Genomic DNA, 23,574 nt, shown 5'->3' on the forward strand with positions numbered 1-23,574 from the left:
AGAGATTATACTATAAGATACTCTCTATGAATGAAACCAGATACTGCATCGTCACCACGACCATCGACAATGAAGCAAGAGCGAGAGAGATGGGCAGGGCCATGCTTGAAGCAAAACTGATCGCCTGTGCACAGCTTTATCCCATAGAAAGCCTCTACTGCTGGGAAGGTTCTCTTGATGAGAGCAAAGAGTTTCTCCTGCAAATGAAAACAAAAAATGAACACTTCCCTGCGATAAAGAAGCAGATCTTACAAAGGCATACCTACGAGGTACCGGAGATCCTCATGACACCTATACTGGATGCCAACGGAGCATATTTGGCATGGATAGAAAGGGAGACACTGTGAAAAAAATACTTTTTGTCTGCCTGGGCAATATCTGCCGGAGTCCATTGGCTGAAGGCATAGCCAAAAAATATGCCAAAGAGAAAGGTCTGTATCTGCATATCGACTCGGCGGGAACCAGCGACTGGCATGAAGGGAAAGCCCCCTGTGAGCATTCCGTCAAAATCGCCAGAGACCATAGTGTCGATATCTCAGGCCAGCGCTCCCGTCCTCTCAGAAGTGAAGATACAGAAACATTTGACTGTGCATCGCCATGGATGAACAAAACAAGGAGGACCTTGAAAATTTCGGTTTTTCTACTGTGTTCAAACTGGGTGATTTTGGTGCTTGCAATGGAATGGATGTTCCCGATCCCTATTTCTTTAACGGTTTTGAAGGGTTTGAAAAGGTATTTGATATGATTGACAGATGTGTAGAGGATCTTTTGGAAAAGGAGTGCAGGTAGAAAAGGTACGGAAAGACAGATAGAACTCCTGTCTTTCCAACACTCTATTAAAACCAGCCTCTGAGCATAAGATGCCAGTACATAGGTTTGAGCATATAGAGGTCGAACGCCCACCAGAACCATCTCGGTGTCGCAGGGTCGAGGAACGGCATGGTCGGAGCAAGGCCGTCATAGTTGAATTCCGCCATGATGATCTCGCCATATTCCACTTTCAGAGGACAGACCGTATATCCGTCAAACTTCTCTTTCAGCGGTTCGCCGTTGACTGCTGCAAGCAGGTTGCCCGCAACGATCGGACCGTGGTGTCTTGCAGATCCGCCCGTCTTTCCTTTGGGAATACCACAGACATCCCCTATGCCGAATACATTGGAGTATCTTCTGTGCTGAAGCGTATATTGATCGACCTCAAGCCAGCCTTTTGCAGACCCTTTCTGCCATCCGAGCTTGGACTCAACAACAGCTTTGGGAGGGGACATCGGCGGTACGACATGGATAAAGTCATAGTTCATATCCACCATCTCTTTTTTAGTGATCATATCGTACTCACCCAGGTCTTTGTCGTATTCGCCTTTAACCTCGTACGTTCTTTCAAAGGTCGCTACCTTGTTGGCAACATCCATCGCTACAAGGTTGTGTTTGAATTTGTTGGTGATGGTATCGTACCAGCTCTGCACGTTCTCAAGCGACTTTGCGATGGTCGGAAGACCAAAGAGTTTTCCGCCGTTCGTAGCGAAGATATAGTTCGCCTCCAGCCCTTCTTTTTTCAAGTGGTCCGCACTCAGATAGAGGATCTTCTGCGGTGCCCCGCCGCACTTGATAGGCGTATTGGGCTGGGTATAGATGGCTGTCGGCTTCTTGCCTGAAGCTGCCGCCGCCTTGAGTTCATTGAACCAGGTCCAGGTGACTTCGCCCCCTTTTGTCGTACCTTTGGCAAGATCGCTCAGGTACACGGAGGAGATCCCATTGGTACCGATATCCGCTTCCGTCAATCCCTTGATACGGTCATAGTGGTAAACAATACCTGTAGCCACGACCATATAGTCATAGCCTACCTCTTTGCCGCCAACTGTGGTCACTTTGTTATTGTCGGGATCGAATGTCGCCACTTCATCCTTGATCCAGTTCACGCCCTCGGGAATGAAGTCTTTGTTCGGCTTGACGACATCGTCATGCGTGTAGAGCCCCGCAGCCATAAATACCTGCCCGGGCTGATAGAGATGTATCTCGTTGGGCGCAATGATGGTGAATTGTGCATTCGGCATCGCTCTGTGCAGTCTTACCAGCGCCATGATACCTCCGGCACCGCCACCAACGACAAGTACTTTGACATTCTTGTCACTACTTGGTCCCGCCTGTGCCTGGGTAGGAGCGCCCATCATCATTGCTGCACCGCCTGTCAGGCCCATCACCTTCAAAGCGTCTCTTCTGCTCATTCCTTCTACAGCGTTCAAGGCCTCGTATGCTATCTTACTTGTTTCCATTTTGTTAGACATAGTTTTCCTTTTTCAAATTGGTCTTGGTTTATTTTAACATAATTTAAAAAGAGGCAATATCATTAATACGCAAGATTGCTTTCTATTAACGTCATAAGAAATATGAATTTAGGCAAGAAAATGTAAAGTATTGGAACTATAAAAAGAAAAAATCATCACAATTTAGAAAGTGGGACAGCCCCACTTTCAAGCAGCAAGTCTACATCAACCCTCTCATCATTAGATGCCAGTACATAGGTTTGAGCATATAGAGGTCGAATGCCCACCATATCCATCTTGGCTTGGTGGGATCGAGGAATGGGAATGACGGAGCTACACCGTCAAAATCAAACTCTGCAAGCATGATATCACCGTATTGTGTTTTGAGTGGACATACCGTATATCCGTCAAACTTCGCTGTGGGTTTTTTCCCGTTCATGACATCAATAAGATTTTCCGTAAGAACCGGTCCGTGGTGTCTTGCTGATCCACCTGTCTTTCCTTTTGGAATACCGAGAATATCTCCGATTCCGAATACATTTTCATAGCGTCTGTGCTGCAATGTGTACTGGTCACACTCCAACCAGCCTTTTGCGGACCCTTTTTGCCATCCAAGAGGAGAACTGGCAACCGCATCAACCGGTTTCATCGGTGGAACGACATGGATAAAGTCATACTCCATCTCCACCGTTTCTTTATGGTCGATCATATCATATTCGCCAAGATCTTTATCGTATTCACCTTTGGTCTGATATGTATGCTCAAAAGTCGCTATTTTCTTTTCTGCATCGATCTTTCTGAGTACATGGTTCCATTTATCGGTGATATTGCCGTACATCGGTGTCACTTCTTCCACCAGTGTCTTGTTATATCCCGGAAGACCAAAGAGCTTTGTGCCTTTCTTACAGAAACTGAACTGTGCATTTTTACTGACATCCGCACCCCCATTTGGACCGTTCCCTCTCAGGTTATCGTCACTCAGGTAGAGGATCTTCTGTGGTGCGCCACCACATTTGATCGGTGTATCAGGCTGTGTACAGATGACTTTGATCGGGTTTTCCGGCGAAGCCGCTTCTGCTGCCGCCCTCATATCTGTGAACCATTCCCAGGTAGCGACCCCGCCTCTTGCTGTTCCCTCTACGGGATTGTTGAGATAGACTGAAGAAATACCGTTTTTACCTACCAGGTCAGCACTCATGCCCTCGATACCTTCATAATTATAGGCAAGACCTGTTGCAACTACCAAAAAGTCGTAAGGAATATCACCATTTTTCGCTGTCGTTACTTTATTGTTGTCAGGATCGAATACCGTCACTTCATCTTTCACCCACGTAACACCATCCGGTACAAGATCGGCATTGCTGTGCTGAATATCACTCTCTTTATAGAGCCCTGCCGCCATAAATACCTGGCCCGGCTGGTAAAGATGTGTCTCATTGGGAGCGATCAGTGTGATCTCGGCATTCGATGCCGCTTTTCTCAATCTTGCTGCCGCCATGATACCGCCGGCACCACCACCTACGATAACGATCTTGGCTTTTTTGTCACTGCTTGGCCCGGCTTCCGCCTGCGTAGGAGCACCCATCATCATTGCTGCACCGCCTGTCAGTCCCATAACCTTCAGCGCATCTCTTCTGCTCATACCCTCAGCAAGGTTTAACGCATCATATGCAATCTTGCTTGATTCTATTTTCTTAGACATATTCTTCCTTATTTCTTAAAATTAAAAATCAGGATTATTATAAATTTTTTACAATTTAATCAAGCTGAATTTTTGTAAAAAATTATAATAATTATTTGCAAAGATAATAATTTAAAAACACTGAAAATATTCTTACTCATTTCTAAATTCTTTTTGTTATGATTAGAGCATTATTTTTTACCAAGGAATACATTGTGAAAAAAGAGCTGATTATTTTTGTAAGTATATTTCTGGTTTTGGCAATAGGAATGCATTTCAAAGAATGGACTTCCCACCCGCTAGACCATTTGATGGCACTCCCTGATGCAGGAGCCTACGGATTAGGACCTATGCATCCATTGATCTTTACCTTGATCATCTATATCATCATCGCCGTACCGAGGGGGCTTGTCAAGTTGTTTCAAAAATCGTCTCGGTAGATTTGAAATTCTTCGTATTCATACGGAATTCACTTAACCTATAAGCAAAGTGATGATATCCTATCATTAAAAAAAGTATGGATCTTAATGAGCACACACTACCACATCTGCCATGAATGTGACGAAATCAGCAAGATCAGTACACCCAACAGGCCGGGCAGATACAAGTGTCCGAACTGCGGTACAAAGCTTTATACCTACAAACCCGGTATGGTGGAAAAACTCTATGCTTACAACCTTGCGGCACTTTTTCTCTTCATCATAACGAACTATTTTCCTTTTTTAAGTTTTCATGTGGCAGGTAACAGTTCCCATGCCAATTTTGCGACCAGTATCTATTATCTTTTCCAGGATGAAGAGTGGATGATGGGAACGGCGATCCTGCTGACGACTATTGTCGTTCCTCTCTTCCGTATCCTTCTCTACTGCGTTCTGTTCGGCTCACTCTATCACGGTTTCCTGCCGCGCTATGCGACGCAAATGCTCAAACTGCTGGAAAAACTGCTTCCCTGGGGCATGCTGGATGTCCTCTTTCTTGGCATACTCGTCTCTATTGTAAAACTGGTTAAAATGGGGACGATCATCCCCGGTACCTCACTCTGGGCATTTATGCTGATGGTCCTGATCATGGCTGCTTCACAATCTATCTTCGATCCGCATCAGGTTTGGGAGCGCATTGGTGACCGTAAACGCCTTGAGCGTCAAAAGGTACAGTCATGAGAGCGATAGAAAGGGGGTTGACCGACTGCCCCGTATGCCAAGCTATTGTCAAAGTGCCCATGGCAGGTACGGATGATGTAGCTTACTGTTCCCGCTGTGACAGTGAAGTCCATATCCGAAAGCCCGATGCCATCCAGAAAACATGGGCTTATCTGCTTGCCAGTATCGTCTTTTTCATTCCCGCGAATGTACTGCCCATGATGCATGTTGCTACTTTTGCGGGTACGGAATCCGATACGATCATGAGCGGCGTACTGTACTTTATTGATACGGGTGCCTACCTTATCGCGTTCGTCATTTTCACGGCAAGTATCTTTGTACCAATTTTGAAGATACTCATTCTGATCTATCTGCTCATCTCAGTGCAAAAAAGTTCATGTCAGCACCGTAAAAGAAGAAAAAAGCTGTATGTGCTTACAGAGGTCATCGGACGATGGTCCATGGTCGATGTTTATGTCGTGGGAACCATGGTCGCGCTGGTCCACTTTGGGGCGCTGACAGAGATCAAACCCGGTATGGGTGCCAATTTCTTTTTGCTGGTCGTCATCATGACCATGCTCTCAGCCATGTCGTTCGACCCGAAACTGATCTGGGACAATACAAAGGAGTGTAATGCAAGACAATAATAACGATGATCTCTCAAATGTGGAAATAGAGGAAGCCGTATGGCAGAAGAAACGCAAAGCGATCTCGACTGTATGGATCGTACCGATCGTTGCTCTGATCGTCGGAGCATGGCTGATCATTCAGAGTATCAATGCAAAAGGTCCGGTCATCCACATCACCTTCAAATCGGCTGAAGGAGTAATTGCCGGAAAAACCGTTATCAAATACAAAGATATCGAGGTGGGAAAAGTCATCAATGTGGATTTCAGCAAAGACCTCTCCCAGGTGATCATCACGGCAGAAATGAAAAAGAACATGAGGCCCTACCTGACTGAAAAAACTAGATTCTGGGTCATGAAAGCCAGAATCTCAGCCAATCAGGTGGAAGGTCTCGAAACACTTCTCTCCGGTGTCTATATTGTGATGGATCCCAAAAAAGGAAAAGAGTCCACCCGGAAGTTCAAAGGCCTTGACATTATTCCTCCTGTCCCTGCAGATGAAAAAGGAACGCAGTATATACTGAAAGCACAGGATATCGGCTCAATCGATATCGGTTCTCCCATTTACTACAAAAAACTTCCTGCAGGAAGCGTTAGTGCCTATCATCTCTCTCATGACGGGAGAGAAGTCGACATCGAAGTATTCATCAAGGCACCGTACGACAAACTTATCAACAACCAGACACGCTTCTGGAACGCCAGTGGTATCAGTGCTTCACTCAGTGCCAATGGTGTGGACATACGTACCGAATCACTCACTGCCATCCTTTCGGGAGGTCTTTCTTTTGATAATTTCCGTCAACAGGGAACAGTAAAGAAGGTAAAACCCAATCATGTATTCACCCTGTACAACACAATGAAAGAGGCACAAAAAAGGCATTATCAGCGCGAACTTTTCTTCTGGGTCTACTTTGACAGCAGCATTCGTGGGCTCTCTGTCGGTGCACCGGTAGAGTTCCGTGGCGTGAATATCGGTGAAGTCGTCGACTTTTCACTGGTCGGTAATGCCTATGATGCCCATTTCAGGATCCCCATACTGATCAAGATCGAACCGGAGCGTTTTACGATCATGCATCGTGAAAAGAATGCATCCAACGGTGTCAATCCGGCTATTTTGAAGAAACTGATAGAGAACGGGTTCAGAGCGCAGCTTAAAAGTGGTAATCTCATTACCGGCGAGCTGTACGTCAACCTCGACATGTACAAAGATTTACCGGCAGCAACACTTAAACAGGAGAACGGACTCTATGTCATTCCTACCGTACCCGGAACCATTGAAACACTCAAAAGCGACCTGAAAACCGTTCTTGACAAAATCGCTTCCGTACCGTTCGAAGAGATAGGAAAAGAACTTCGGGATACACTTAAAGAGCTCAGAACCGGTACACTGCCGCAGCTCAATGCCACCATCAAAAGTACGGACAACATGATGAAAGGTGCCGGTTCCAGCATGCAGGCCCTGCAGCAGAATTATCTCGACTCCAATGCCCAGATCAACAAGAAGATCATCAGGTTGCTCGATGAAATGACCAAAACCAGCCGTTCCATAAAGAACCTGACCGATTATCTCGAGCGACATCCGGAATCACTCATACAAGGAAAAAAATAGATGAAAAAAAACATAGCCATACTTCTCATTGCACTGGGTCTTCTGAGCGGCTGCAGCAGCAAATCGGATTTCTACCAGCTGCACCCCAAAAGTGCTCCGCAGGCAGACAGTATCAAAAGCAAAAGAGCAACGGTCATCGGTATCGCCGAAGTCGAAGTGGCCGAGTACCTTAGAAAATCAGAGGTTGTTACAAGACTGAGTGCAGGCCGTGTCAATGTACATGACAAAGCACTCTGGGCAGGTTCACTTGCACAGAACATTCAAACTGTTCTTGCACACAATATTTCCACCCTCCTTCCACACTATACCTTCCTGACCTCCCCATGGGAAGAACCCATTGACGACAAGTACCGTATCTATGTCACCATTGACCGTTTCGACGGCTATGAGAACGGCAAGGTCACCCTTCAGGGACGCTGGAGCCTCGTGGACAAAGCGCAGAACAGTGTACTCTACAGTGAATCTGTAAACTATACTGCCCAGGGAGGCAAAACACTTGACGAAATCGTCGACACCCAAAGCCGCCTGATCGACAGGCTCAGCAGACGTATCGCATCCAGGATACGCACACGTATATAAAGAGGACATCGAATATACAAGATAGGAGTCTATTGCGAAAATTCAATAGGCACTATTTTTTAAACCCGGATTTTGTAATAGAATCGCAAGAAATGTATCAAGTGCTTGGCTATGGGTGTTTGCAAAAAATTTGAGTTTAACCAATAGGTTAATCGATGGTTTTTTGTGAATGACCATAGTGCAATGACTGATGCAAGTTCTGTGATTTCTATTGCAAAATCCGGGTTAAACAAAATACACAACTACAGGCACTCCTACCTACATAAAATCCCAAAAACGCTGAAAAAGTGTTAACCAAACATATTGCTATACATACTTTCAGCCCAGCCATAGGCTACGCGTGACTTGCCTAAACCATTGGTCTTCCATGCTTCATCGGTCATGTTATTCTTAAAAAGCATGCCGCCCTTTTTATCATACGCGTACTCGGTATAGAGTGAGATACATTTTTCCGGTTTTGTTCTAAGAATTGAAAAACAGGTAGTCACAGGAGATTGCCAAACCGGTGTTTTCCCTGCTATTTCATCTGCGATCATTTTAGCGACATTCAGTCCTTCTGAATACGCTGTATTTCCTGATTTGGAAAAGCCCATGGGGCGTACGTCGCCACAGGCATAGATATTGTTACTTCCTTTAAATTTGTAGGTGTATTGGTTAATGTCTGCTTCTACTCTGTTATGCGCTGTCTGGCGTGTCATACCGAGTTTTTCCAAAAGATAAGGTGCCTTTACATTAGGATAGAAACTCGCATCGGCAAACATTATCTCATCAAACCCCGTGGTGATCACTTTTTTATCCAGATCAATAGCGTCTATCTCAACAGAAGACTGATATTCTATACGATCCTTATAAAGTTCCTTAAATGCCGAATGAAACCCCTCTGCTTTGATTTTTATATCACTGTTCGCATCCAAAATAATGACTTTCCCATCAATGTTTTGTTTATCAAAATAATCTGCAATGAGACAGGCACGTTCATAAGGTGCAGCCAAGCATCTGTAGTTACCACCGGGTACGGTCAACACAAAATTTCCACCTTTGAAATGATGTATTTTTTCTTTCAGTGTCATATGCTCTGAACCCGGTATGAATGCCGCAGGATATTCAGTTTTCAACCTCTGTTCCAAAGCTTTATCATCCTGTACCAGATCATGGTAGTCATATTCTATGCCTGTAGCAAACACAAGATAGTCGTACCCCACATCACCTATACTGGTTTTAAGTATATGATGTTTCTTATCTACATCTGTCACTTCAGCATGCAAATAAATATAGTTGTTATTTTTAGCTGCATCCAGATAACTGTGTGTTAAATATTCCAGATCTACCAAGTCTACCAGCCACTCATTGCTCATAGGGCATGAGACAAAATGATCACGTCTTTCTATCATTGTCACTTCTGCATGGGGTACACGGTGCTTGACATCTTTCGCCAGTGCAAGTCCGGCCCAACCACCACCTACAACTACTATACGGGGATTTTTTGTTTTCTTTTTATTAAGAATATTGTCTGTTTTTTCTAATTTTTTTTCTTCTTTTGAATAAGCCAAACTTGCAGATAACAATACACTTGTCCCATACTTTAAAACATCTCTTCTGTTCACTGGCATATCTCCCAATTATAATTAAATTAAGATATAGTTATATCATAATTTAATTAATTGCGTCTTACTTTGTATTCCCTCTCCCCAATACCGAGAGAATTATTTTAACTATACGGTATTCCAAATAACCTCGGAAACTTTATATAGCATAAAGGATAAAAGCTACTCTTGGTTACAATATATCAAATAGGAGAAAAACAGGTGAAAATACGAGTCTATTATGAAGATACGGATGCCGGAGGGATTACCTATCATTCGCGTTACATCAACTTCTGCGAGAGAGCGCGTTCGGAAATATTCTTTGAACGTGATATGGTGCCCGGAGAGGGTTCGGACAGTGGTTTTGTGGTACGGAACATCAAAGCCGATTTTCTGGCGACATCCACACTGGGAGATATGCTGTATGTCACATCGAAGATCCTGAGTCAGAAAAGCAGCTCTATGGTGCTGCTGCAGGAGATATTCAGGGAAGAAACAAAAATCTTTTCCATGGAAGTGGTGCTGGTCTATATAGAGAATGGCAGACCCAGACGCATCCCCGAAAAATTCCAAATAATTTTTGATATATTTTAAAACCTGTCACAGATAAAAAAATTTATCAAAATTTTATCAAATGACAGATTTTTGACAGAATCATCGGGTATAATTATTTATTCAACTTATATTATCCGAAGGAATCCATATCATGAACATCACTGAACGTGAAGAGAAGGTAAATCTTGCCATAGAAATAGCCGTCAAGGTCGGCATTATCGCACTGGTCGTTTACCTCTCCTATCTGATCGCAAAGCCATTCATGGCAGTCACTGTCTGGGGTATCATTATCGCTGTGGGTATTGCACCTCTGGTAAATATGCTCGAAAAGCGTTTCGGTCACAGGAAGAAGATCATCATTGCCATTACCGTAATGGTCATCGCAGGGTTGATACTTCCCACCTATGCCCTTTCGGGAAAGACCATCGAAACCTCTGAGAAGATCATTCATTCAATGAAGGATGGCGAGATCACTATTCCTCCACCGACCGAGAAGGTCAAGGAATGGCCCGTTATCGGAGAGAAAACCTATACTTTGTGGAACAATGCTTCACATGATCTCAAAAAGACCCTCAAGCCTTTCTCCAAAGAGATTAAAAATGGGATCACTGCTTTACTCTCTTCCCTGGGCGGTCTGATCGGTACGGTCTTTATGTTTGTGGTCTCCATGCTTATCGCGGCCGCTTTTCTTATAGGAAGCGAAGGCGCGGTGAAATTTTACAAAGATCTTTCCCGCCGTCTCATGGGCGACAAAGGTAATGACTGGGCCAAACTTTCTACGCTCACCGTTCGTTCCGTGGTCAACGGTGTTCTCGGTGTCGCTATCATCCAGGCGATCTTTGCGCTGATCGGTCTGACGCTCATGGGAGTACCGCTTGCCATTGTCTGGGCTGTGATCATCATGTTCCTGACCATTATCCAGCTTCCCGCGCTGATCATCATTCTGCCGATCATTCTCTATGTCTTCTCACAGGGGTCGGGAACTGCCGAAGTGGTCTTTACCATCTATATGCTCATCGTCGGAGCGAGTGACGGCGTGCTTAAGCCTATGCTGATGGGAAGAGGTGTCGATGTACCGATGCTGGTCATCCTTATCGGTGCCATCGGCGGCATGATGCTGATGGGCATGATAGGCCTCTTCGTCGGTGCAGTCATTTTCGCTCTGGCTTACACACTCTTTGGTTTCTGGATAGCAGAAGTGAAAGAGGACGAAGCGCTCCAAAAGTCTTAGACTATAACTGGACCATTGAAGTTTTATGAAAAAGATCACCCGGAAAAATAATTTCTTCTATCTCTTCTTTGCCCTGGTCATTCTGCTCTTCTCTGCAGCGGTGGTCGCCGAGGTACAGGGAAGCATGATGGAGGACCTTTTCTCTTTCATGACCGTTCTGATGCTGCTTGCCAGTATCAAAAGCCTGAAGACCGATGTCACGGTCAAGTGGTTCATTTACCTTGTCATTGCTGTTTTTATCGTGTTGACGCTGCTCGGAAAATTCTTTCCGCACCACTTCGATGTCTACTTTATACTCTTTACCCTGCTCCTCTTCTTCGTAGGCGCTTTTGCAGCGGCCTTCAGGCAGGTACTTTTTGTCGGAGATATCGACGGTAACAAGATCATCGGTTCAATGACCCTCTATCTTCTGCTGGGGCTGATCTGGGCGATGATCTATCTCATCATCCTTGCAACGGACCATCAGGCCTTTTCAGGCATTGAGGCGGGAAGTTGGCAGCAGATCTTTGCCCGTGTCGCCTACTACAGTTTTGTGACACTGACCACACTGGGGTACGGCGATATTCTGCCTACCAACCATATCGCAGAATTCTTTGTCTCCATGGAAGCGGTTTTCGGGGTCTTTTACATGGCCATTATCGTATCAAGCCTGATCTCTCTGCACCTATCCGCCATTCAGGAAAAACGGGCGGATGAAGTATGCAGAAAAGAAGAACCCAAGTGAAAGAAGCCGTTGGGGCAAAGCAGGCTTCTCTTCATACACTCCTGGACCGCCTGCTCTCTTTTTCACTCTCCGAGAAATTCAAGTTCGCCGTAAAGGTCTCTTTGTCCATCATGCTTGCCTACATCATCTCCTTTGCGCAGGGATGGGAGAACGGATCGACGGCCGCCATTGCCATTATGCTGATCGCCGTTGCCGGACCGGTGGCAGAATCCGTCACCAAAGGACTGCGCCGGGTAGTCGGAACAATCATCGGCGCCGTCGTCGGTATGGTGCTCATCGGCCTTTTTCCCCAGGACAGGGAACTCTACCTCATTTTTCTCTCCATCTGTGTCAGCATCGCTCTTTACCTCACAAGGGCCTACAGGGGAGACAATACCGTTTTCATGCTCACTGCCGTGACCATGATGATGGTCTTCAAGAACGGTGAAGTGGATGATGTCTTTCTTTACGGTATCGACCGTACTTTCATGACCGTTCTGGGTATCGCCATTTTTACGTTTGTCGGCATATTTCTCTGGCCGGTCAAGGCAAAGAACGACACCGTCGATATCACGAACGAAATAGTATCGACACAGGAAGAGCTCTATAGCAAAAGAGACGGAGAGAGGGCTGAACGCAAGGCACTGTACGAAAAACTGCAGTCACAGGAAGCGGCACTCAAAAACTCCGTCACCGGTACATCTACGGAAAGTTCAGGCCTGAATCTTGCACAGCGAAATACGATCCTGCAGAACGTCAGACAGATCGATGAACTTCTCATGCTCCTTTCCTACCATGACGAAACACATTTTTCAGGCAGCTACGGCAAATATGTCACAAATTTCGATCAGGCAGACCATGAGATAAAACAGCTTTTCTCTTCTCTCAAAAATGCGATCGGACAGCAAAAAGAGATAGAGATACCTGCCGAATGGAAAGCGATATACGACAAAGAAGCCGTCGCATCCCTTTCTCATACTGACAGAGCCGCACTCATCGCGACCATACTTGACATACGGAAACTACATGGACAGCTCAGGGCACTGGCTGAAAAAATCAATGCCATACTCAGTCCCTATCCTACACGGTTCGAACTGAGCAAAGTTACAACATCCTCGTTCAACTGGTTCGATACCGAAGATATGAAAGGTACACTCATCACTTTTCTGATCTTCTGGGCGACCGTCATCTTCTGGATCACGCTCAACCCTCCCGGCGGATTTCTTATTGTCACGCTGGCGACTGCTTTGAGTGTATTGACCACCTACAGTCCGCTGAAGCCCTCCATCCTGATCATCCTTTTCACTTTCTCCTTCATCTTTGCGGCAGCCATGTACATTCTGGTACTGCCCAACATACATTACGGATGGGAGCTTGCGCTCTTCATTTTCCTCTACGCCTTCATGGGGTTTTACTTCATCAATCCGCAGATCGCCATCTTCTTCCTGCTTGGTCTAGCCATTTTGAACCTTGGGAATCCCATGTTCTTCAGTTTTCAGATCTTTATGATAACACTGCTCGTCTTTTATCTCTTTCTTTTTATGCTTCTGCTCTTTTACTATGTGCCATTCTCTACCAAACCCGAAGTACTATTTAGAAGCATAAAAGAAAGATTTTTCAAGCTCTCCGCCGACCTGCTTGAAAGAAGCAACAAGCTCCTGGCCGGTAAAGGCTCCTTTCTGGGAAAGATAAAGGCCTGGTATGCGCAGAAGCACCTGATAGCTACGGCCAGGAAGATGCAGCTCTGGGCATCCAAGATCGATACAAAATACTTCGATACCCTCGATCAGAAAACGCTTTTGGCGTTTACTAAAGAGTGCGAAACCTTCTCCTACTTTCTCCTGATGATGTACAGGGAAGAGACCGGCCACAGAAACAACAGGCTCATTCAGCGTTTCAAAGAGGGTAAAAGGGATTTCACACTGACAGACACACTCTCCCAATACGCCCGGGGAACGGAAGCAATCAACCATGAAAAGACCTGGAGTGACCCCAAAAAAGCCATCGACAACATCGAGCAGCATCTAAAAACGTTCTTTTCCCAGATGCAGCCCAAAGAGTACGGTGAAGATGAGATCATAGAGTTTTATGAGTTGATCGCCATGCGGAGGAATGTATGGATATCGTTCTTCAACTGTCAGAAGCTTATGGCAAAACTCGACTTCAACGCATTGACAAGGAGCAGGTTCTAACGTGATGACAGATTTTAAAATGAAAAGAGACTCTATGAGAAAACCACTCTACAGAACGGGGCTTTCACTTCTCGCTCTACTCGTACTGAGCGGCTGTGCCAAACTCGGGCCTGATTTTGGCGGTATTGCCAATCCGCCTGTACCCAAAAAATGGAAGCAAAACACAAATCACAAAGATCCTTCCGTTACGCATTGGTGGCGAACCTTCCATGACCCGACGCTTAACACTTTGGTCAACAAAGCCTATGCACAGAACCTTGACATCAAAAGTGCCGGCCTGCGCATCGCCCAGGCGCGTGCCGCACTGGGGATCAGCCAGGGACTTGCCTTCCCTCAGCTTCAGACGGTCTCCGGACAGGCAACTTCGACCCGAACCGGACTCGCCGATGTCGCCACAGCAGGCGTGAACTTCGACATGGGATGGGAGATGGATATCTGGGGCAAATATGCCAGAGGCATTGAATCATCCGAAGCCCAGCTCTATGCTTCAGTCGCCTCCTACGACAACATTATGGTCTCTGTCATCGCCGAAGTAGCGCGCAACTACATCAACTACCGCACGGCGCAGGAGCGTTTGATCTACGCCCATCGGAACGTGGTCATACAGGAACGCGTCACCAAAATGACCGAAATACAATTCAACTCAGGGAACGTTTCGGAACTCGATATGCAGCAGGCAAGAACACAGCTTTACAACACCCGTACCTCTATACCCGCCATCGAGCTGAATAAGGTCAAAGCACGCAATGCGCTGGCACTGCTGCTTGGAACGGACGCGGCACATGTAGAAAAGCTTTTAAAACAAAAAGATGCAAGTCTGTACAACAATTCCAACAAATTCATAGGACAGCATAAAGGGATCGTACAGGTCAAAGAAGAGGGCCATAATGGACTTACCGGCGTCAATCTCGTTCCAAAACCAAAACTCAACCCTCGCTACAGGATCGACGCCAACCTCCTGACCCGTAGGCCCGATATCAAAGCCGCAGAATACCAGGTCCATGCAAACTCCGCACTCATAGGTGCCAAGATGGCCGATCTCTATCCGAGTATCACACTTTTTGGGAATATAGGGTACAACACAAACAACCAGAGCGGCTCCTGGCTCAACGGCACCACTCCGCTCGGCGTGACCGTCGGACCGTCCTTCTCATGGAATATTTTCAACTACGGACGCATCAAGAACCAGATACGCCTTCAGGATGCAAAATTTGAAGAGAGTCTGGTCAAGTACAACAAATCCGTCCTCTCTGCCGTATCGGAAGTTTCCAATGCACTCAACGGTTATGTCCTGACCCGCAAACAGCAGGTAGAGAACCAGAAAGCCGTCGAAGCGACTATCCGCGCCTTCAATATTTCGGTGGTACAGTACAATGACGGCCTGGTCAACTACCAGCGTCTTCTTACTACGGTTGAAAAGCTTACCAGTACCCAGGACCGCTTTGCCAGCATCAAAGGGAACGTTGCCCTCAATGCCATTGCACTCTACAAATCACTGGGTGGCGGTTGGCAGATCAGCAGAGGCAAATCCTACATCTCCAGAGAGACGGCGGAGAAAATGAAAAAACGGACGGACTGGGGCAAATATCTTGATCCCGAGATGACACGTCTGCCAAAAGGGTTCTACGATGACAAATAGCTATCCGCATGAACTCTCGCTGGGCGATGTCTACTTTTCTCCCATACTGCCCGTCATTTTCTTCGCTTTTCTGGGAGCTGTGGTCACTGTCCTGATTTTGAACAAGCTGAAACTGTCGCGTTTCTTTTACGCGCCGCCGTATGTTTTCATCGCGGTCATGGCACTCTACATGGTTCTGATCGATGCATTCTGGATCAAATTTTAAAAGGGATTTTATATGAAGAAACTTATCAAACTATTATTGACACTCGCTGTTCTGGGTACGGCCCTCTACTTTGCCTACAACAAGTACCGCGAATATATCGACAACCCGTGGACACGCGACGGACAGGTACGTACGCAGGTCATCCAGGTCGCACCACGTGTCACGGGTATGGTCACCAAGATCCACGTCGTGGACAATCAGAAAGTCAAAAAAGGAGACCTCCTCTTCGAACTGGACCCGTCACAGTACGAACTCAAGGTCAAACAGGCAAAGGCAAGACTTCAGCGTACCCTTGAAGCGGCTAAAGGCACCAAGATAGAATATGAGAGGGTCATGAGTATCTACAAAAAGGACAAAGGTGCCGTTTCCCAGAAAGACCTGGTACGCAACGAAACGAACTACTACAAATCACTGGCCGACATCGATTCTTCCACCGAAGCGCTCAATACGGCAAAACTCAACCTCTCCTACTGCAAGGTCTACGCCGAAGTGGACGGCTATGTCTCGAACATCACTTTCCAGATAGGTACGCAGGCAACTGCCAACAAGCCCCTGCTCGCCCTGGTCGATACCAGTACCTTCTGGGTCTTCGGCTTCTTCCGGGAAGACAAGATCAAAAACGTACAGACAGGCGACGATGCCGTAGTTACACTCATGGCCTACCCCGACACGCCGCTCAAGGGTAAAGTAGAATCTATCGGCTGGGGTATCTCCCTTTCAGACGGCAACCCTGGGAGCAACCTGCTCCCAAGCATCAAACCGGTTTTCCAGTGGATACGTCTGGCCCAGAGGATCCCAGTAAGGATCAAACTGGATACACTGCCTGAAAATGTAAAACTGCGCTTCGGACTGACGGCTTCCGTGATGGTACTGAAGCGTAAAGGGGAGAAAAAAGAAGAAGGTTCGTAACCAGGAATCAATGGAAGCGAGTGCTTCAGCCTCGCAAAAATAGTCAAATTTCCTCGATAAATGACGAGACTGAAGTCACAATCCTTTTACTCTGAAACGCAGCTGTTCCCACGTGACGACCAGTTCACGATCTTTCCTTTTTTGTTCACTTCAAGATAAAGCTTGCACTGTTTGAGATCAACATCGGCTGTGGAATACCCTATGCCGTAGCCGAACGGGTACCCATAGCCGCCGAAACCGATACCCATACTCGGGTAGCTCACCAGACGCGTACGCGCGTAGACATAGACCGTATTATGGTTGGGAAGTTTATAGGTCGTATCGGGGTATCCTACCGCATGAATGAAAGTTTTGATATCCTGCCCTACCCAACTGTTATACTTCTGCACGAATTTCTCATGCGAAGCACAGCCTGCAAAAAGTATAACTATATTCGCAAAAAGCACTGCTTTGATATACTGTTTCATATCCGATCCTTTTAAAATAGTGTTATTTTATCACATAATGATCAATTATATTCAAACTTATGTTAAAATCTGAAGAAATACAAGATGGCTTCACAGTGCCATACACAGCACATCAGGGACAAAACCATGCCTATAAAACAAACACCTGTATGGGCCGATATTTTTAAAAGCCCTCTTCCCCTCAATAAAGGCTCATCCTTCTATTCTCTGGAAAACCCTGTAGATGCTTTTGCTGCAAGGCTCTATCTTATCGATCACGCCACAGCAAGTATTGATGTACAGTATTATATTTACAAAAATGACAAGACTGCTGCTGAATTATCCTACCATCTCATCAAAGCTGCAGAACGCGGTGTAAAAGTACGCATGCTCGTTGATGATCTGACCACATCCATACGGGACAAGGATGTTGCGCTGCTTGCCGCACATCCAAATATTGATGTTAAACTTTTCAACCCCAACCGTATCAGAGGTACTTTCCGTAATATGGCACTCCTACTTGATGTTAGCAAACTGGGAAAACGTATGCATAATAAAGTCTTTATTGTTGATAGATATGCAGCCATTCTCGGTGGGCGCAACATAGGTGATGAATATTTTGCTATGAGCAAAGATATAGATTTCCTTGACTATGAGATCCTGGTTATGGGAAAAGTTTTAGCCAAAATATACCGGATATTCGATATCTACTGGAACAGTCCACTCTCGCACTTTTACGAAGAGATAATCAAATCGGATGTTTCTGACAAGGCTTACAAAAGATCTGTGAAAAAGATTACCGAATATCATCATGCTTTTGCAAATACCCGTTTAGCAAAAAAGCTGCCTTTTTCACGCTTCACTCATAAGGTTGAAGTTGCCCATGTAACTCTTTACCCCGCCAAAATGACCTCTCTCTATTTCGATCTTCCCCAAAAGGTCGTTTCTGATCCCAACGACATTGAAACACATCTATCAAAAAGTCTGAAAAACGCTCTGGACAGTACAAAAAAAGAGGTTATTGTCATCTCACCCTATTTCATACCAAGCCCGATGATGATGGAGACTTTCAAAAAACTCAGAGCAAAAGATATCAAAGTAACTGTTATTACCAATTCTATGGCCTCTACTGATGTTACTGCAGTTTATAGTGGTTATAAAACCTATATTAATCCACTTTTGAAGATGGGTGTGGCACTTTATGAATTCAAAGCCCAACAGAATGAAGCAATCGAAAAAAAATATTTTAAATTCAACAGACTTTCACTACATACCAAAATGATCATCATTGACAGCGATATACTGCTTGTAGGTTCAGCCAATCTTGACCCCCGCTCGGATAAACTCAATACTGAAATATTGATGCTCATCAAGCAAAGTCAGCTCATCGGGCATATTAAATCAAAGATCAAGAAGATAATGGACAGGAAACATCTCTATCGTCTTTCACTCATGAAACTTTCAGAACATTCCAAAAGAATGTGTATTGTCTGGGAAAGCCAGGAAGACGGAAAGATAAAACGTTATAAAATGGTACCGAAAGCCGGTCTTTTCAGACGTATAGGTGTATATCTCTTTTCATTGCTGCCTATTGAAGGATATCTCTAATCACAGTAATAAATACGTTTGTACCACTGTTGAATATCACCCCCACACTTGCAACAGTACCATTGCAATACTTAGGCTTTACAGATTAAAAATCAAATCCGAACAGAAGCTTGGTAGTTGATTTATTGTTTCCTACTGCAGGGTCTGGATTGCTGTCATTGCTGAGTGTGTAGAGGAACTTCACGGAAAAGAACTCGAAAAGCGGGATCGTGATACCGGCATTGGCCCTGAATATCCAGTCTTCACCCGGATTTTCGATACTGGGATAATACATGATAAACCCGTCCAGTATGACACTATTCATGTAGAGGAAGTCATCGGCCTGGAACTTCCAGTTCATTCCTGTAGCTACGGCTGCGAATTTTTTATCCGGATAGAGCATCTCGTCGACATATTTGGTTCTAACATACGCCAGTCCCAGCACCGGTTCTATCCAGCGCTCTTTCTTGAACTTGTACCTGTACCCAAAGCCTGCCGAGGGGGCCATACGGTTCTGTATCTGTCGAGGCCTGTCATAGTTCGCCCACAGAGAACCATACCAGAATAGATCATTCCTGAAATGGTTCTGATAAGTCACAATACCTACAAGTTCATCCTTGTTCTCCACCTTGGGTGTAGTGGATGTTTCGGTCGTTTCAAATTCATAGTCCACATAGAGTTTTACTTCATGCTCCGCTTTTTTGTAGGCAAGGTTGAGAAGAGCATTGGTCGTATTCTTCTGGTTCGAGCCGGTTTCACGCTCCAGGCCGAAATTGATATTTCCGGAAATATACGGTATTTTGTTACGAATGACGTTCTCGATGGACGGATCATCATTTACAGAGACAACGAGATTGTCAATATCAGATATTTTGACTGTACGAAGGTCTTTCCCTTCCCGGACCTTGAGGTATTCCTTATTATCCTCAATACCTTCTATTCTGCCCACGACATCCATACGCTTGAAAGAGATATGGTAGCTGTACTGTGTCGATATGGCATCGATATCTTTGTACGCAAATCGGCTGACACCTGTACTGTAAAGCAGTCTGAAAGAGAGTTTCTCCTGCCCTACGTCTATGATCTTTCCGTAAAGTACCATGCCATGTACCACGATCATATCTTTGATCTTCGCGTTTTCCGCACGTTCCACTTCAAGATTAAGCGGATCTTCTTGTGAAGCCTGTAGTACCGAAATCCCTATGAGGAAAATAAAAAAAAGTCTTTTGATCATTACGTACATCCATATTTCCTTTGTCGGTGGCAGAACCATCCCCTGTCTGTATAATTCTACACAAAAATACTGTAACTATAGAGGGGGGGGGAAATATTTTGAATACCAGGAGGAAAATAGGAAAATAGAACTATCGTCTTCTTCGGGTATATTTCTTGTTGGTTTTGTAGATGCGGCGGAGGTCGGACCTTGCGAACTGCATATAACGATGTCGGGTAACAAGGACAGGCATTCCTACCCATGCCCAGTTGTAAAGCAATGGTATGTCTTTTTTGTCCACATGGATACAGCCGTGCGAAGAGTAGTCTATATTGCCTTTATGCAGCGCATGGCCCCACGGTGTAAAGAAGAGACTGTAATCCATATTGTTGCTTCCGTCAGGCTCAGGGTATTTTTTTGAAGTGTAGTAGCGCTTCTTATGGAGCACGCTCCATTTTCCGGAAGGCGTAAATCCCATCTCTTCGCCCGAAGAGATACCGCCGCTCAGCCATACCGTGCCGTCACGGTCCACTGCATAGACCCTACCGTCACTGTCCTCTTCCCTGACCGATACCAGGATGAAATCCTTGCCTGTCAGATCGATATCGTGTTCATTACCGTTTTTGTCTATATAGACGAATTCCGTTTTGGAAACAGGAAGAAGTTCTCTGTCTCGCGCATGAAGAACAATGGAAAAGAACAGCAAGGCAAGTATGATACGCTTCATGTAAAAAACCTAATATTTTGAAATTGAATATGATTATAACATAAATGGAGAAAAACATTCTACCCCCCCCACGGGGAGGTAGAAAAGAGAAGGGTTTACTATTCAACCATCGCTTCAAGGTCTTCTTTGGCAACCTTGTTGAAGTTCAGGTATCTGTAGACATCATCCGTCATTTCAGGTTTGATCTTCTTGGTGACCAGCTCCATATACTCTTCGGCTGTCGGCAACTTGCCTTTGAGCGCTACAACTGCTGCAAGCTCTGCAGAACCAAGATAGACCTGGGAGTCTTTACCCAGTCTGTTGTCGAAGTTTCTTGTAGAGGTAGAGAATACATAGGCACCTTTAGCCACCTGTGCCTGGTTACCCATACAGAGTGAACATCCCGGGATCTCCGTTCGTGCACCCGCAGTACCGAAGATAGAGTAATACCCCTCTTCGATCAGTGTATGCTCATCCATTTTTGTCGGAGGACATATCCACAGTTTCGTGGGTACCTGCCCCTCACCTTTAAGGACTTCACCCAGTGCTCTGAAAAGACCGATATTGGTCATACAGGAACCGACGAATACTTCATCGATCTCCGTTCTGAGTCCCTGCTCATGTATCTCTGTCAGTGTCTTGACATCATCCGGATCGTTTGGACAGGCAAGAATCGGCTCTTTGATCTCGTTCATGTCTATCTCGATGACCGCAGCATAATCCGCATCACTGTCTGCCTCAAGCAGTTCGGGATTTGCGATCCACTCTTTCATCTTGTCCGCACGTCTCTGAAGTGTTTGTTTGTCTTCATAGCCCTGGTCGATCAACTCTTCGATAAGTACGATGTTGGACTTGAGGTATTCGATGATAGGTTCTTTGTCCAATTTGACCGTACATGCTGCTGCCGAACGCTCTGCCGATGCATCTGAAAGCTCGAATGCCTGCTCACATTTAAGATCTTCAAGACCTTCGATCTCGAGAACACGGCCTGCAAAGATATTTTTCTTGCCTTTCTTCTCAACAGTCAACAGACCGTCTTGGATCGCCTGGTAAGGGATGGCATTGACCAGATCACGCAGAGTGATACCCGGCTGCATTTCACCTTTGAATCTTACAAGTACAGACTCAGGCATAGTAAGAGGCATCATACCGGTTACCGCTGCGAAAGCAACAAGACCTGAACCTGCGGGGAAGGAGATACCGATAGGGAATCTTGTATGGCTGTCCCCTCCTGTACCGACCGTGTCCGGAAGACACATTCTGTTCAACCAGCTGTGGATAACACCGTCACCCGGTCTGAGAATGAAACCTTTTCTCTCTGTCCAGAACTTTGGCAGTGTATGCTGAAGGTTGATATCGGCAGGCTTCGGGTACGCTGCTGTGTGGCAGAATGACTGAAGTACAAAGTCTGCACCAAAGCTGAGCGCTGCAAGCTCTTTGATCTCGTCTCTTGTCATAGGGCCCGTCGTATCCTGTGATCCGACCGTAGTACATACCGGCTCGCAGTAAGTACCTGGTTTCACACCTTCCATACCACATGCTTTACCCACCATCTTCTGTGCAAGCGTAAATCCTTTGCCGTTATCTTCAGGCATATCCGGTGTCATGAACATGTCGCTTGGACTCATGCCAAGCGCTTCTCTTGCTTTGGCAGTCAAACCTTTACCGATGATCAAAGGGATACGCCCGCCTGCTCTCATCTCGTCAGGAAGTGTATTTGGCTCAAGCGTGAACTCGGAAACCACTTTTCCGTCTTTCTCGATTACACCTTCAAAAGGCTTCACCGTGATCACATCACCGGTCTCAAGTTCCGCTACCGGAGCCTGGATAGGAAGACATCCTGAATCCTCCGCTGTGTTGAAGAAAATAGGTGCGATGATATCACCAATGACCACACCACCTGTTCTTTTGTTGGGGATACCCGGAATGTCGTGTCCCATGTGCCACTGGACCGAGTTGATCCCTGATTTTCTTGAAGAACCGGTACCGACAACATCACCGACATAAGCGAGAGGATGACCTTTTTTCTTCAATTCTGCCATTGTTTCCAAAGGGTTTTCCATTCTTGACTGAAGGAAAGAATTCGCATGAAGAGGAATGTCCGCTCTTGTAAAAGCTTCAGATGCAGGAGAAAGATCATCTGTGTTGGTCTCGCCGGGAATCTTGTAAACGGTAAGCGTGATCTCTTTTTCCAATTCAGGTTTGTTCGTGAACCACTCTGCATTTGCCCATGATTCGATCACCTGTTTTGCGAACTCGTTACCTTCATCCATCAGTGTTTTAACTGTCTCGAAGTCACCATAAACCAAAATAGTATTTTTCAGCTGGTCTGCCGCTTCCTGAGCGATGGCAACATCCTGGTTTCTCAACGCATCGATCAGTGGCCCTATGTTGTAACCGCCAAGCATAGCACCAAGGATCTCAACCGCTTCGAATTTGGTGATAGCACTGCTTTTCGCGTCGCCCTGAACGATCGCGTTCAGAAAAGCTGCTTTTACGTAAGCTGCATCATCCACACCTGCAGGTACTTTGTTCTTCAATAGATCCAGTAGATATTCTTTCTCTACAATAGGTTCTGCTTTAAGCAGTTCCACAAGTTCCGCTGTCGCCTCAGCCGTCAATGCCAACGGCGGTACGCCAAGTTTCGCACGCTCTGCTGTGTGTGCTTTATATTCTTCTACTAAGGCCATATTGGTCTCCTGTTTATATA

21 protein-coding genes and 1 pseudogene are annotated in these 23,574 nt (G+C 45.7%); 15 read left to right on the forward strand and 7 right to left on the reverse strand.

All coding sequences use genetic code 11. The annotated features are described in order from the left end of the window. The first annotated feature begins 26 nt into the window (after window positions 1-26). A complete protein-coding gene (cutA, locus tag SUN_RS06865) occupies window positions 27-347 on the forward strand; it encodes a divalent-cation tolerance protein CutA (RefSeq protein WP_011981015.1) in 321 nt (106 codons plus the stop codon). Then, window positions 323-789, forward strand: a pseudogene (locus SUN_RS06870) (low molecular weight protein-tyrosine-phosphatase). The gene cutA and the pseudogene SUN_RS06870 overlap by 25 nt, the downstream one beginning before the upstream one ends. Window positions 790-836: 47 nt before the next feature. Here SUN_RS06870 and SUN_RS06875 read toward each other — a convergent pair. Beyond that, complete coding sequence (locus SUN_RS06875; RefSeq protein WP_011981017.1) at window positions 837-2,282, reverse strand: NAD(P)/FAD-dependent oxidoreductase; 1,446 nt, start codon at window positions 2,280-2,282, stop codon at window positions 837-839. A 199-nt stretch (window positions 2,283-2,481) separates the two neighbouring features. Then, window positions 2,482-3,963, reverse strand: coding sequence for an NAD(P)/FAD-dependent oxidoreductase (locus SUN_RS06880; RefSeq protein ID WP_011981018.1), 1,482 nt, complete (start codon window positions 3,961-3,963; stop codon window positions 2,482-2,484). A gap of 194 nt (window positions 3,964-4,157) precedes the next feature. Here SUN_RS06880 and SUN_RS06885 point away from each other — a divergent pair, with 194 nt between their 5' ends. The 5 genes from SUN_RS06885 to SUN_RS06905 all read left to right on the forward strand — a co-directional run bounded on the left by SUN_RS06885 (window position 4,158) and on the right by SUN_RS06905 (window position 7,895). After that, window positions 4,158-4,382: a hypothetical protein gene (locus SUN_RS06885; RefSeq protein ID WP_011981019.1), complete on the forward strand. Its 225-nt coding sequence runs from the start codon at window positions 4,158-4,160 to the stop codon at window positions 4,380-4,382. 87 nt (window positions 4,383-4,469) lie between these two features. Beyond that, window positions 4,470-5,102: a paraquat-inducible protein A gene (locus SUN_RS06890; protein WP_011981020.1), complete on the forward strand. Its 633-nt coding sequence runs from the start codon at window positions 4,470-4,472 to the stop codon at window positions 5,100-5,102. Further along, on the forward strand, window positions 5,099-5,728 hold the full coding sequence (locus SUN_RS06895; RefSeq protein ID WP_011981021.1) for a paraquat-inducible protein A: 630 nt from the start codon (window positions 5,099-5,101) through the stop codon (window positions 5,726-5,728). Before SUN_RS06890 ends, SUN_RS06895 begins: the two co-directional genes overlap by 4 nt. Further along, a complete protein-coding gene (locus tag SUN_RS06900; protein ID WP_011981022.1) occupies window positions 5,715-7,316 on the forward strand; it encodes an intermembrane transport protein PqiB in 1,602 nt (533 codons plus the stop codon). The genes SUN_RS06895 and SUN_RS06900 overlap by 14 nt, the downstream gene beginning before the upstream one ends. Beyond that, window positions 7,317-7,895 (forward strand): PqiC family protein, encoded by a 579-nt coding sequence (locus SUN_RS06905; protein WP_011981023.1) that lies wholly within the window; start codon window positions 7,317-7,319, stop codon window positions 7,893-7,895. A gap of 290 nt (window positions 7,896-8,185) precedes the next feature. Here the strand turns inward: SUN_RS06905 and SUN_RS06910 are convergent, their stop codons facing one another. Then, window positions 8,186-9,505, reverse strand: coding sequence for an FAD-dependent oxidoreductase (locus SUN_RS06910; RefSeq protein ID WP_011981024.1), 1,320 nt, complete (start codon window positions 9,503-9,505; stop codon window positions 8,186-8,188). Window positions 9,506-9,700: 195 nt separating this feature from the next. Here SUN_RS06910 and SUN_RS06915 point away from each other — a divergent pair, with 195 nt between their 5' ends. The 7 genes from SUN_RS06915 (at window position 9,701) to SUN_RS06945 (ending at window position 16,912) form a co-directional block, all read left to right on the forward strand. Beyond that, on the forward strand, window positions 9,701-10,072 hold the full coding sequence (locus SUN_RS06915; protein WP_011981025.1) for a YbgC/FadM family acyl-CoA thioesterase: 372 nt from the start codon (window positions 9,701-9,703) through the stop codon (window positions 10,070-10,072). A 112-nt stretch (window positions 10,073-10,184) separates the two neighbouring features. Then, entirely contained in the window at window positions 10,185-11,264 is a 1,080-nt protein-coding gene (locus SUN_RS06920; protein ID WP_011981026.1) for an AI-2E family transporter, read from the forward strand. Between the two features lie 25 nt (window positions 11,265-11,289). Further along, window positions 11,290-11,988, forward strand: coding sequence for a potassium channel family protein (locus tag SUN_RS06925; RefSeq protein WP_011981027.1), 699 nt, complete (start codon window positions 11,290-11,292; stop codon window positions 11,986-11,988). Then, window positions 11,964-14,159, forward strand: a complete 2,196-nt coding sequence (locus tag SUN_RS06930) for an FUSC family protein (RefSeq protein ID WP_041672715.1) — start codon at window positions 11,964-11,966, stop codon at window positions 14,157-14,159. Before SUN_RS06925 ends, SUN_RS06930 begins: the two co-directional genes overlap by 25 nt. Before the next feature lie 4 nt (window positions 14,160-14,163). Further along, complete coding sequence (locus SUN_RS06935) at window positions 14,164-15,798, forward strand: TolC family protein (protein ID WP_011981029.1); 1,635 nt, start codon at window positions 14,164-14,166, stop codon at window positions 15,796-15,798. After that, window positions 15,788-16,003, forward strand: a complete 216-nt coding sequence (locus tag SUN_RS06940; protein WP_011981030.1) for a DUF1656 domain-containing protein — start codon at window positions 15,788-15,790, stop codon at window positions 16,001-16,003. The genes SUN_RS06935 and SUN_RS06940 overlap by 11 nt, the downstream gene beginning before the upstream one ends. A gap of 12 nt (window positions 16,004-16,015) precedes the next feature. Further along, a complete protein-coding gene (locus tag SUN_RS06945) occupies window positions 16,016-16,912 on the forward strand; it encodes an HlyD family secretion protein (protein WP_011981031.1) in 897 nt (298 codons plus the stop codon). Window positions 16,913-16,998: 86 nt separating this feature from the next. On the opposite strand, the gene SUN_RS06950 is transcribed toward SUN_RS06945, so the two are convergent. Beyond that, window positions 16,999-17,379, reverse strand: a complete 381-nt coding sequence (locus SUN_RS06950) for a hypothetical protein (RefSeq protein ID WP_011981032.1) — start codon at window positions 17,377-17,379, stop codon at window positions 16,999-17,001. A 126-nt stretch (window positions 17,380-17,505) separates the two neighbouring features. On the opposite strand from SUN_RS06950, the gene SUN_RS06955 reads away from it, so the two are divergent. After that, window positions 17,506-18,966 (forward strand): phospholipase D-like domain-containing protein, encoded by a 1,461-nt coding sequence (locus tag SUN_RS06955; protein ID WP_158298185.1) that lies wholly within the window; start codon window positions 17,506-17,508, stop codon window positions 18,964-18,966. Between the two features lie 85 nt (window positions 18,967-19,051). Here SUN_RS06955 and SUN_RS06960 read toward each other — a convergent pair whose 3' ends face one another. The 3 genes from SUN_RS06960 to acnB form a co-directional block, all read right to left on the reverse strand. Then, window positions 19,052-20,188 (reverse strand): DUF481 domain-containing protein, encoded by a 1,137-nt coding sequence (locus SUN_RS06960; RefSeq protein WP_011981034.1) that lies wholly within the window; start codon window positions 20,186-20,188, stop codon window positions 19,052-19,054. A 121-nt stretch (window positions 20,189-20,309) separates the two neighbouring features. Next, window positions 20,310-20,885, reverse strand: a complete 576-nt coding sequence (locus SUN_RS06965; protein WP_011981035.1) for a L,D-transpeptidase — start codon at window positions 20,883-20,885, stop codon at window positions 20,310-20,312. Between the two features lie 98 nt (window positions 20,886-20,983). Then, entirely contained in the window at window positions 20,984-23,554 is a 2,571-nt protein-coding gene (acnB, locus tag SUN_RS06970; protein ID WP_011981036.1) for a bifunctional aconitate hydratase 2/2-methylisocitrate dehydratase, read from the reverse strand. Between the last annotated feature and the right edge of the window lie 20 nt (window positions 23,555-23,574).

It is taken from the genome of Sulfurovum sp. NBC37-1, from assembly GCF_000010345.1.
In the GTDB taxonomy this organism is placed as follows: Bacteria; Campylobacterota; Campylobacteria; order Campylobacterales; family Sulfurovaceae; genus Sulfurovum.

Excerpts from the sequence above, each read along its gene's own strand:
- cutA (WP_011981015.1), top strand. The coding sequence starts at position 27 with ATGAATGAAACCAGATACTGCATCGTCACCACGACCATCGACAATGAA.
- SUN_RS06875 (WP_011981017.1), bottom strand. The coding sequence starts at position 2,282 with ATGTCTAACAAAATGGAAACAAGTAAGATAGCATACGAGGCCTTGAAC.
- SUN_RS06880 (WP_011981018.1), bottom strand. The coding sequence starts at position 3,963 with ATGTCTAAGAAAATAGAATCAAGCAAGATTGCATATGATGCGTTAAAC.
- SUN_RS06890 (WP_011981020.1), top strand. The coding sequence starts at position 4,470 with ATGAGCACACACTACCACATCTGCCATGAATGTGACGAAATCAGCAAG.
- SUN_RS06895 (WP_011981021.1), top strand. The coding sequence starts at position 5,099 with ATGAGAGCGATAGAAAGGGGGTTGACCGACTGCCCCGTATGCCAAGCT.
- SUN_RS06900 (WP_011981022.1), top strand. The coding sequence starts at position 5,715 with ATGCAAGACAATAATAACGATGATCTCTCAAATGTGGAAATAGAGGAA.
- SUN_RS06905 (WP_011981023.1), top strand. The coding sequence starts at position 7,317 with ATGAAAAAAAACATAGCCATACTTCTCATTGCACTGGGTCTTCTGAGC.
- SUN_RS06910 (WP_011981024.1), bottom strand. The coding sequence starts at position 9,505 with ATGCCAGTGAACAGAAGAGATGTTTTAAAGTATGGGACAAGTGTATTG.
- SUN_RS06920 (WP_011981026.1), top strand. The coding sequence starts at position 10,185 with ATGAACATCACTGAACGTGAAGAGAAGGTAAATCTTGCCATAGAAATA.
- SUN_RS06925 (WP_011981027.1), top strand. The coding sequence starts at position 11,290 with ATGAAAAAGATCACCCGGAAAAATAATTTCTTCTATCTCTTCTTTGCC.
- SUN_RS06930 (WP_041672715.1), top strand. The coding sequence starts at position 11,964 with ATGCAGAAAAGAAGAACCCAAGTGAAAGAAGCCGTTGGGGCAAAGCAG.
- SUN_RS06935 (WP_011981029.1), top strand. The coding sequence starts at position 14,164 with ATGACAGATTTTAAAATGAAAAGAGACTCTATGAGAAAACCACTCTAC.
- SUN_RS06940 (WP_011981030.1), top strand. The coding sequence starts at position 15,788 with ATGACAAATAGCTATCCGCATGAACTCTCGCTGGGCGATGTCTACTTT.
- SUN_RS06945 (WP_011981031.1), top strand. The coding sequence starts at position 16,016 with ATGAAGAAACTTATCAAACTATTATTGACACTCGCTGTTCTGGGTACG.
- SUN_RS06950 (WP_011981032.1), bottom strand. The coding sequence starts at position 17,379 with ATGAAACAGTATATCAAAGCAGTGCTTTTTGCGAATATAGTTATACTT.
- SUN_RS06955 (WP_158298185.1), top strand. The coding sequence starts at position 17,506 with ATGCCTATAAAACAAACACCTGTATGGGCCGATATTTTTAAAAGCCCT.
- SUN_RS06960 (WP_011981034.1), bottom strand. The coding sequence starts at position 20,188 with ATGTACGTAATGATCAAAAGACTTTTTTTTATTTTCCTCATAGGGATT.
- SUN_RS06965 (WP_011981035.1), bottom strand. The coding sequence starts at position 20,885 with ATGAAGCGTATCATACTTGCCTTGCTGTTCTTTTCCATTGTTCTTCAT.
- acnB (WP_011981036.1), bottom strand. The coding sequence starts at position 23,554 with ATGGCCTTAGTAGAAGAATATAAAGCACACACAGCAGAGCGTGCGAAA.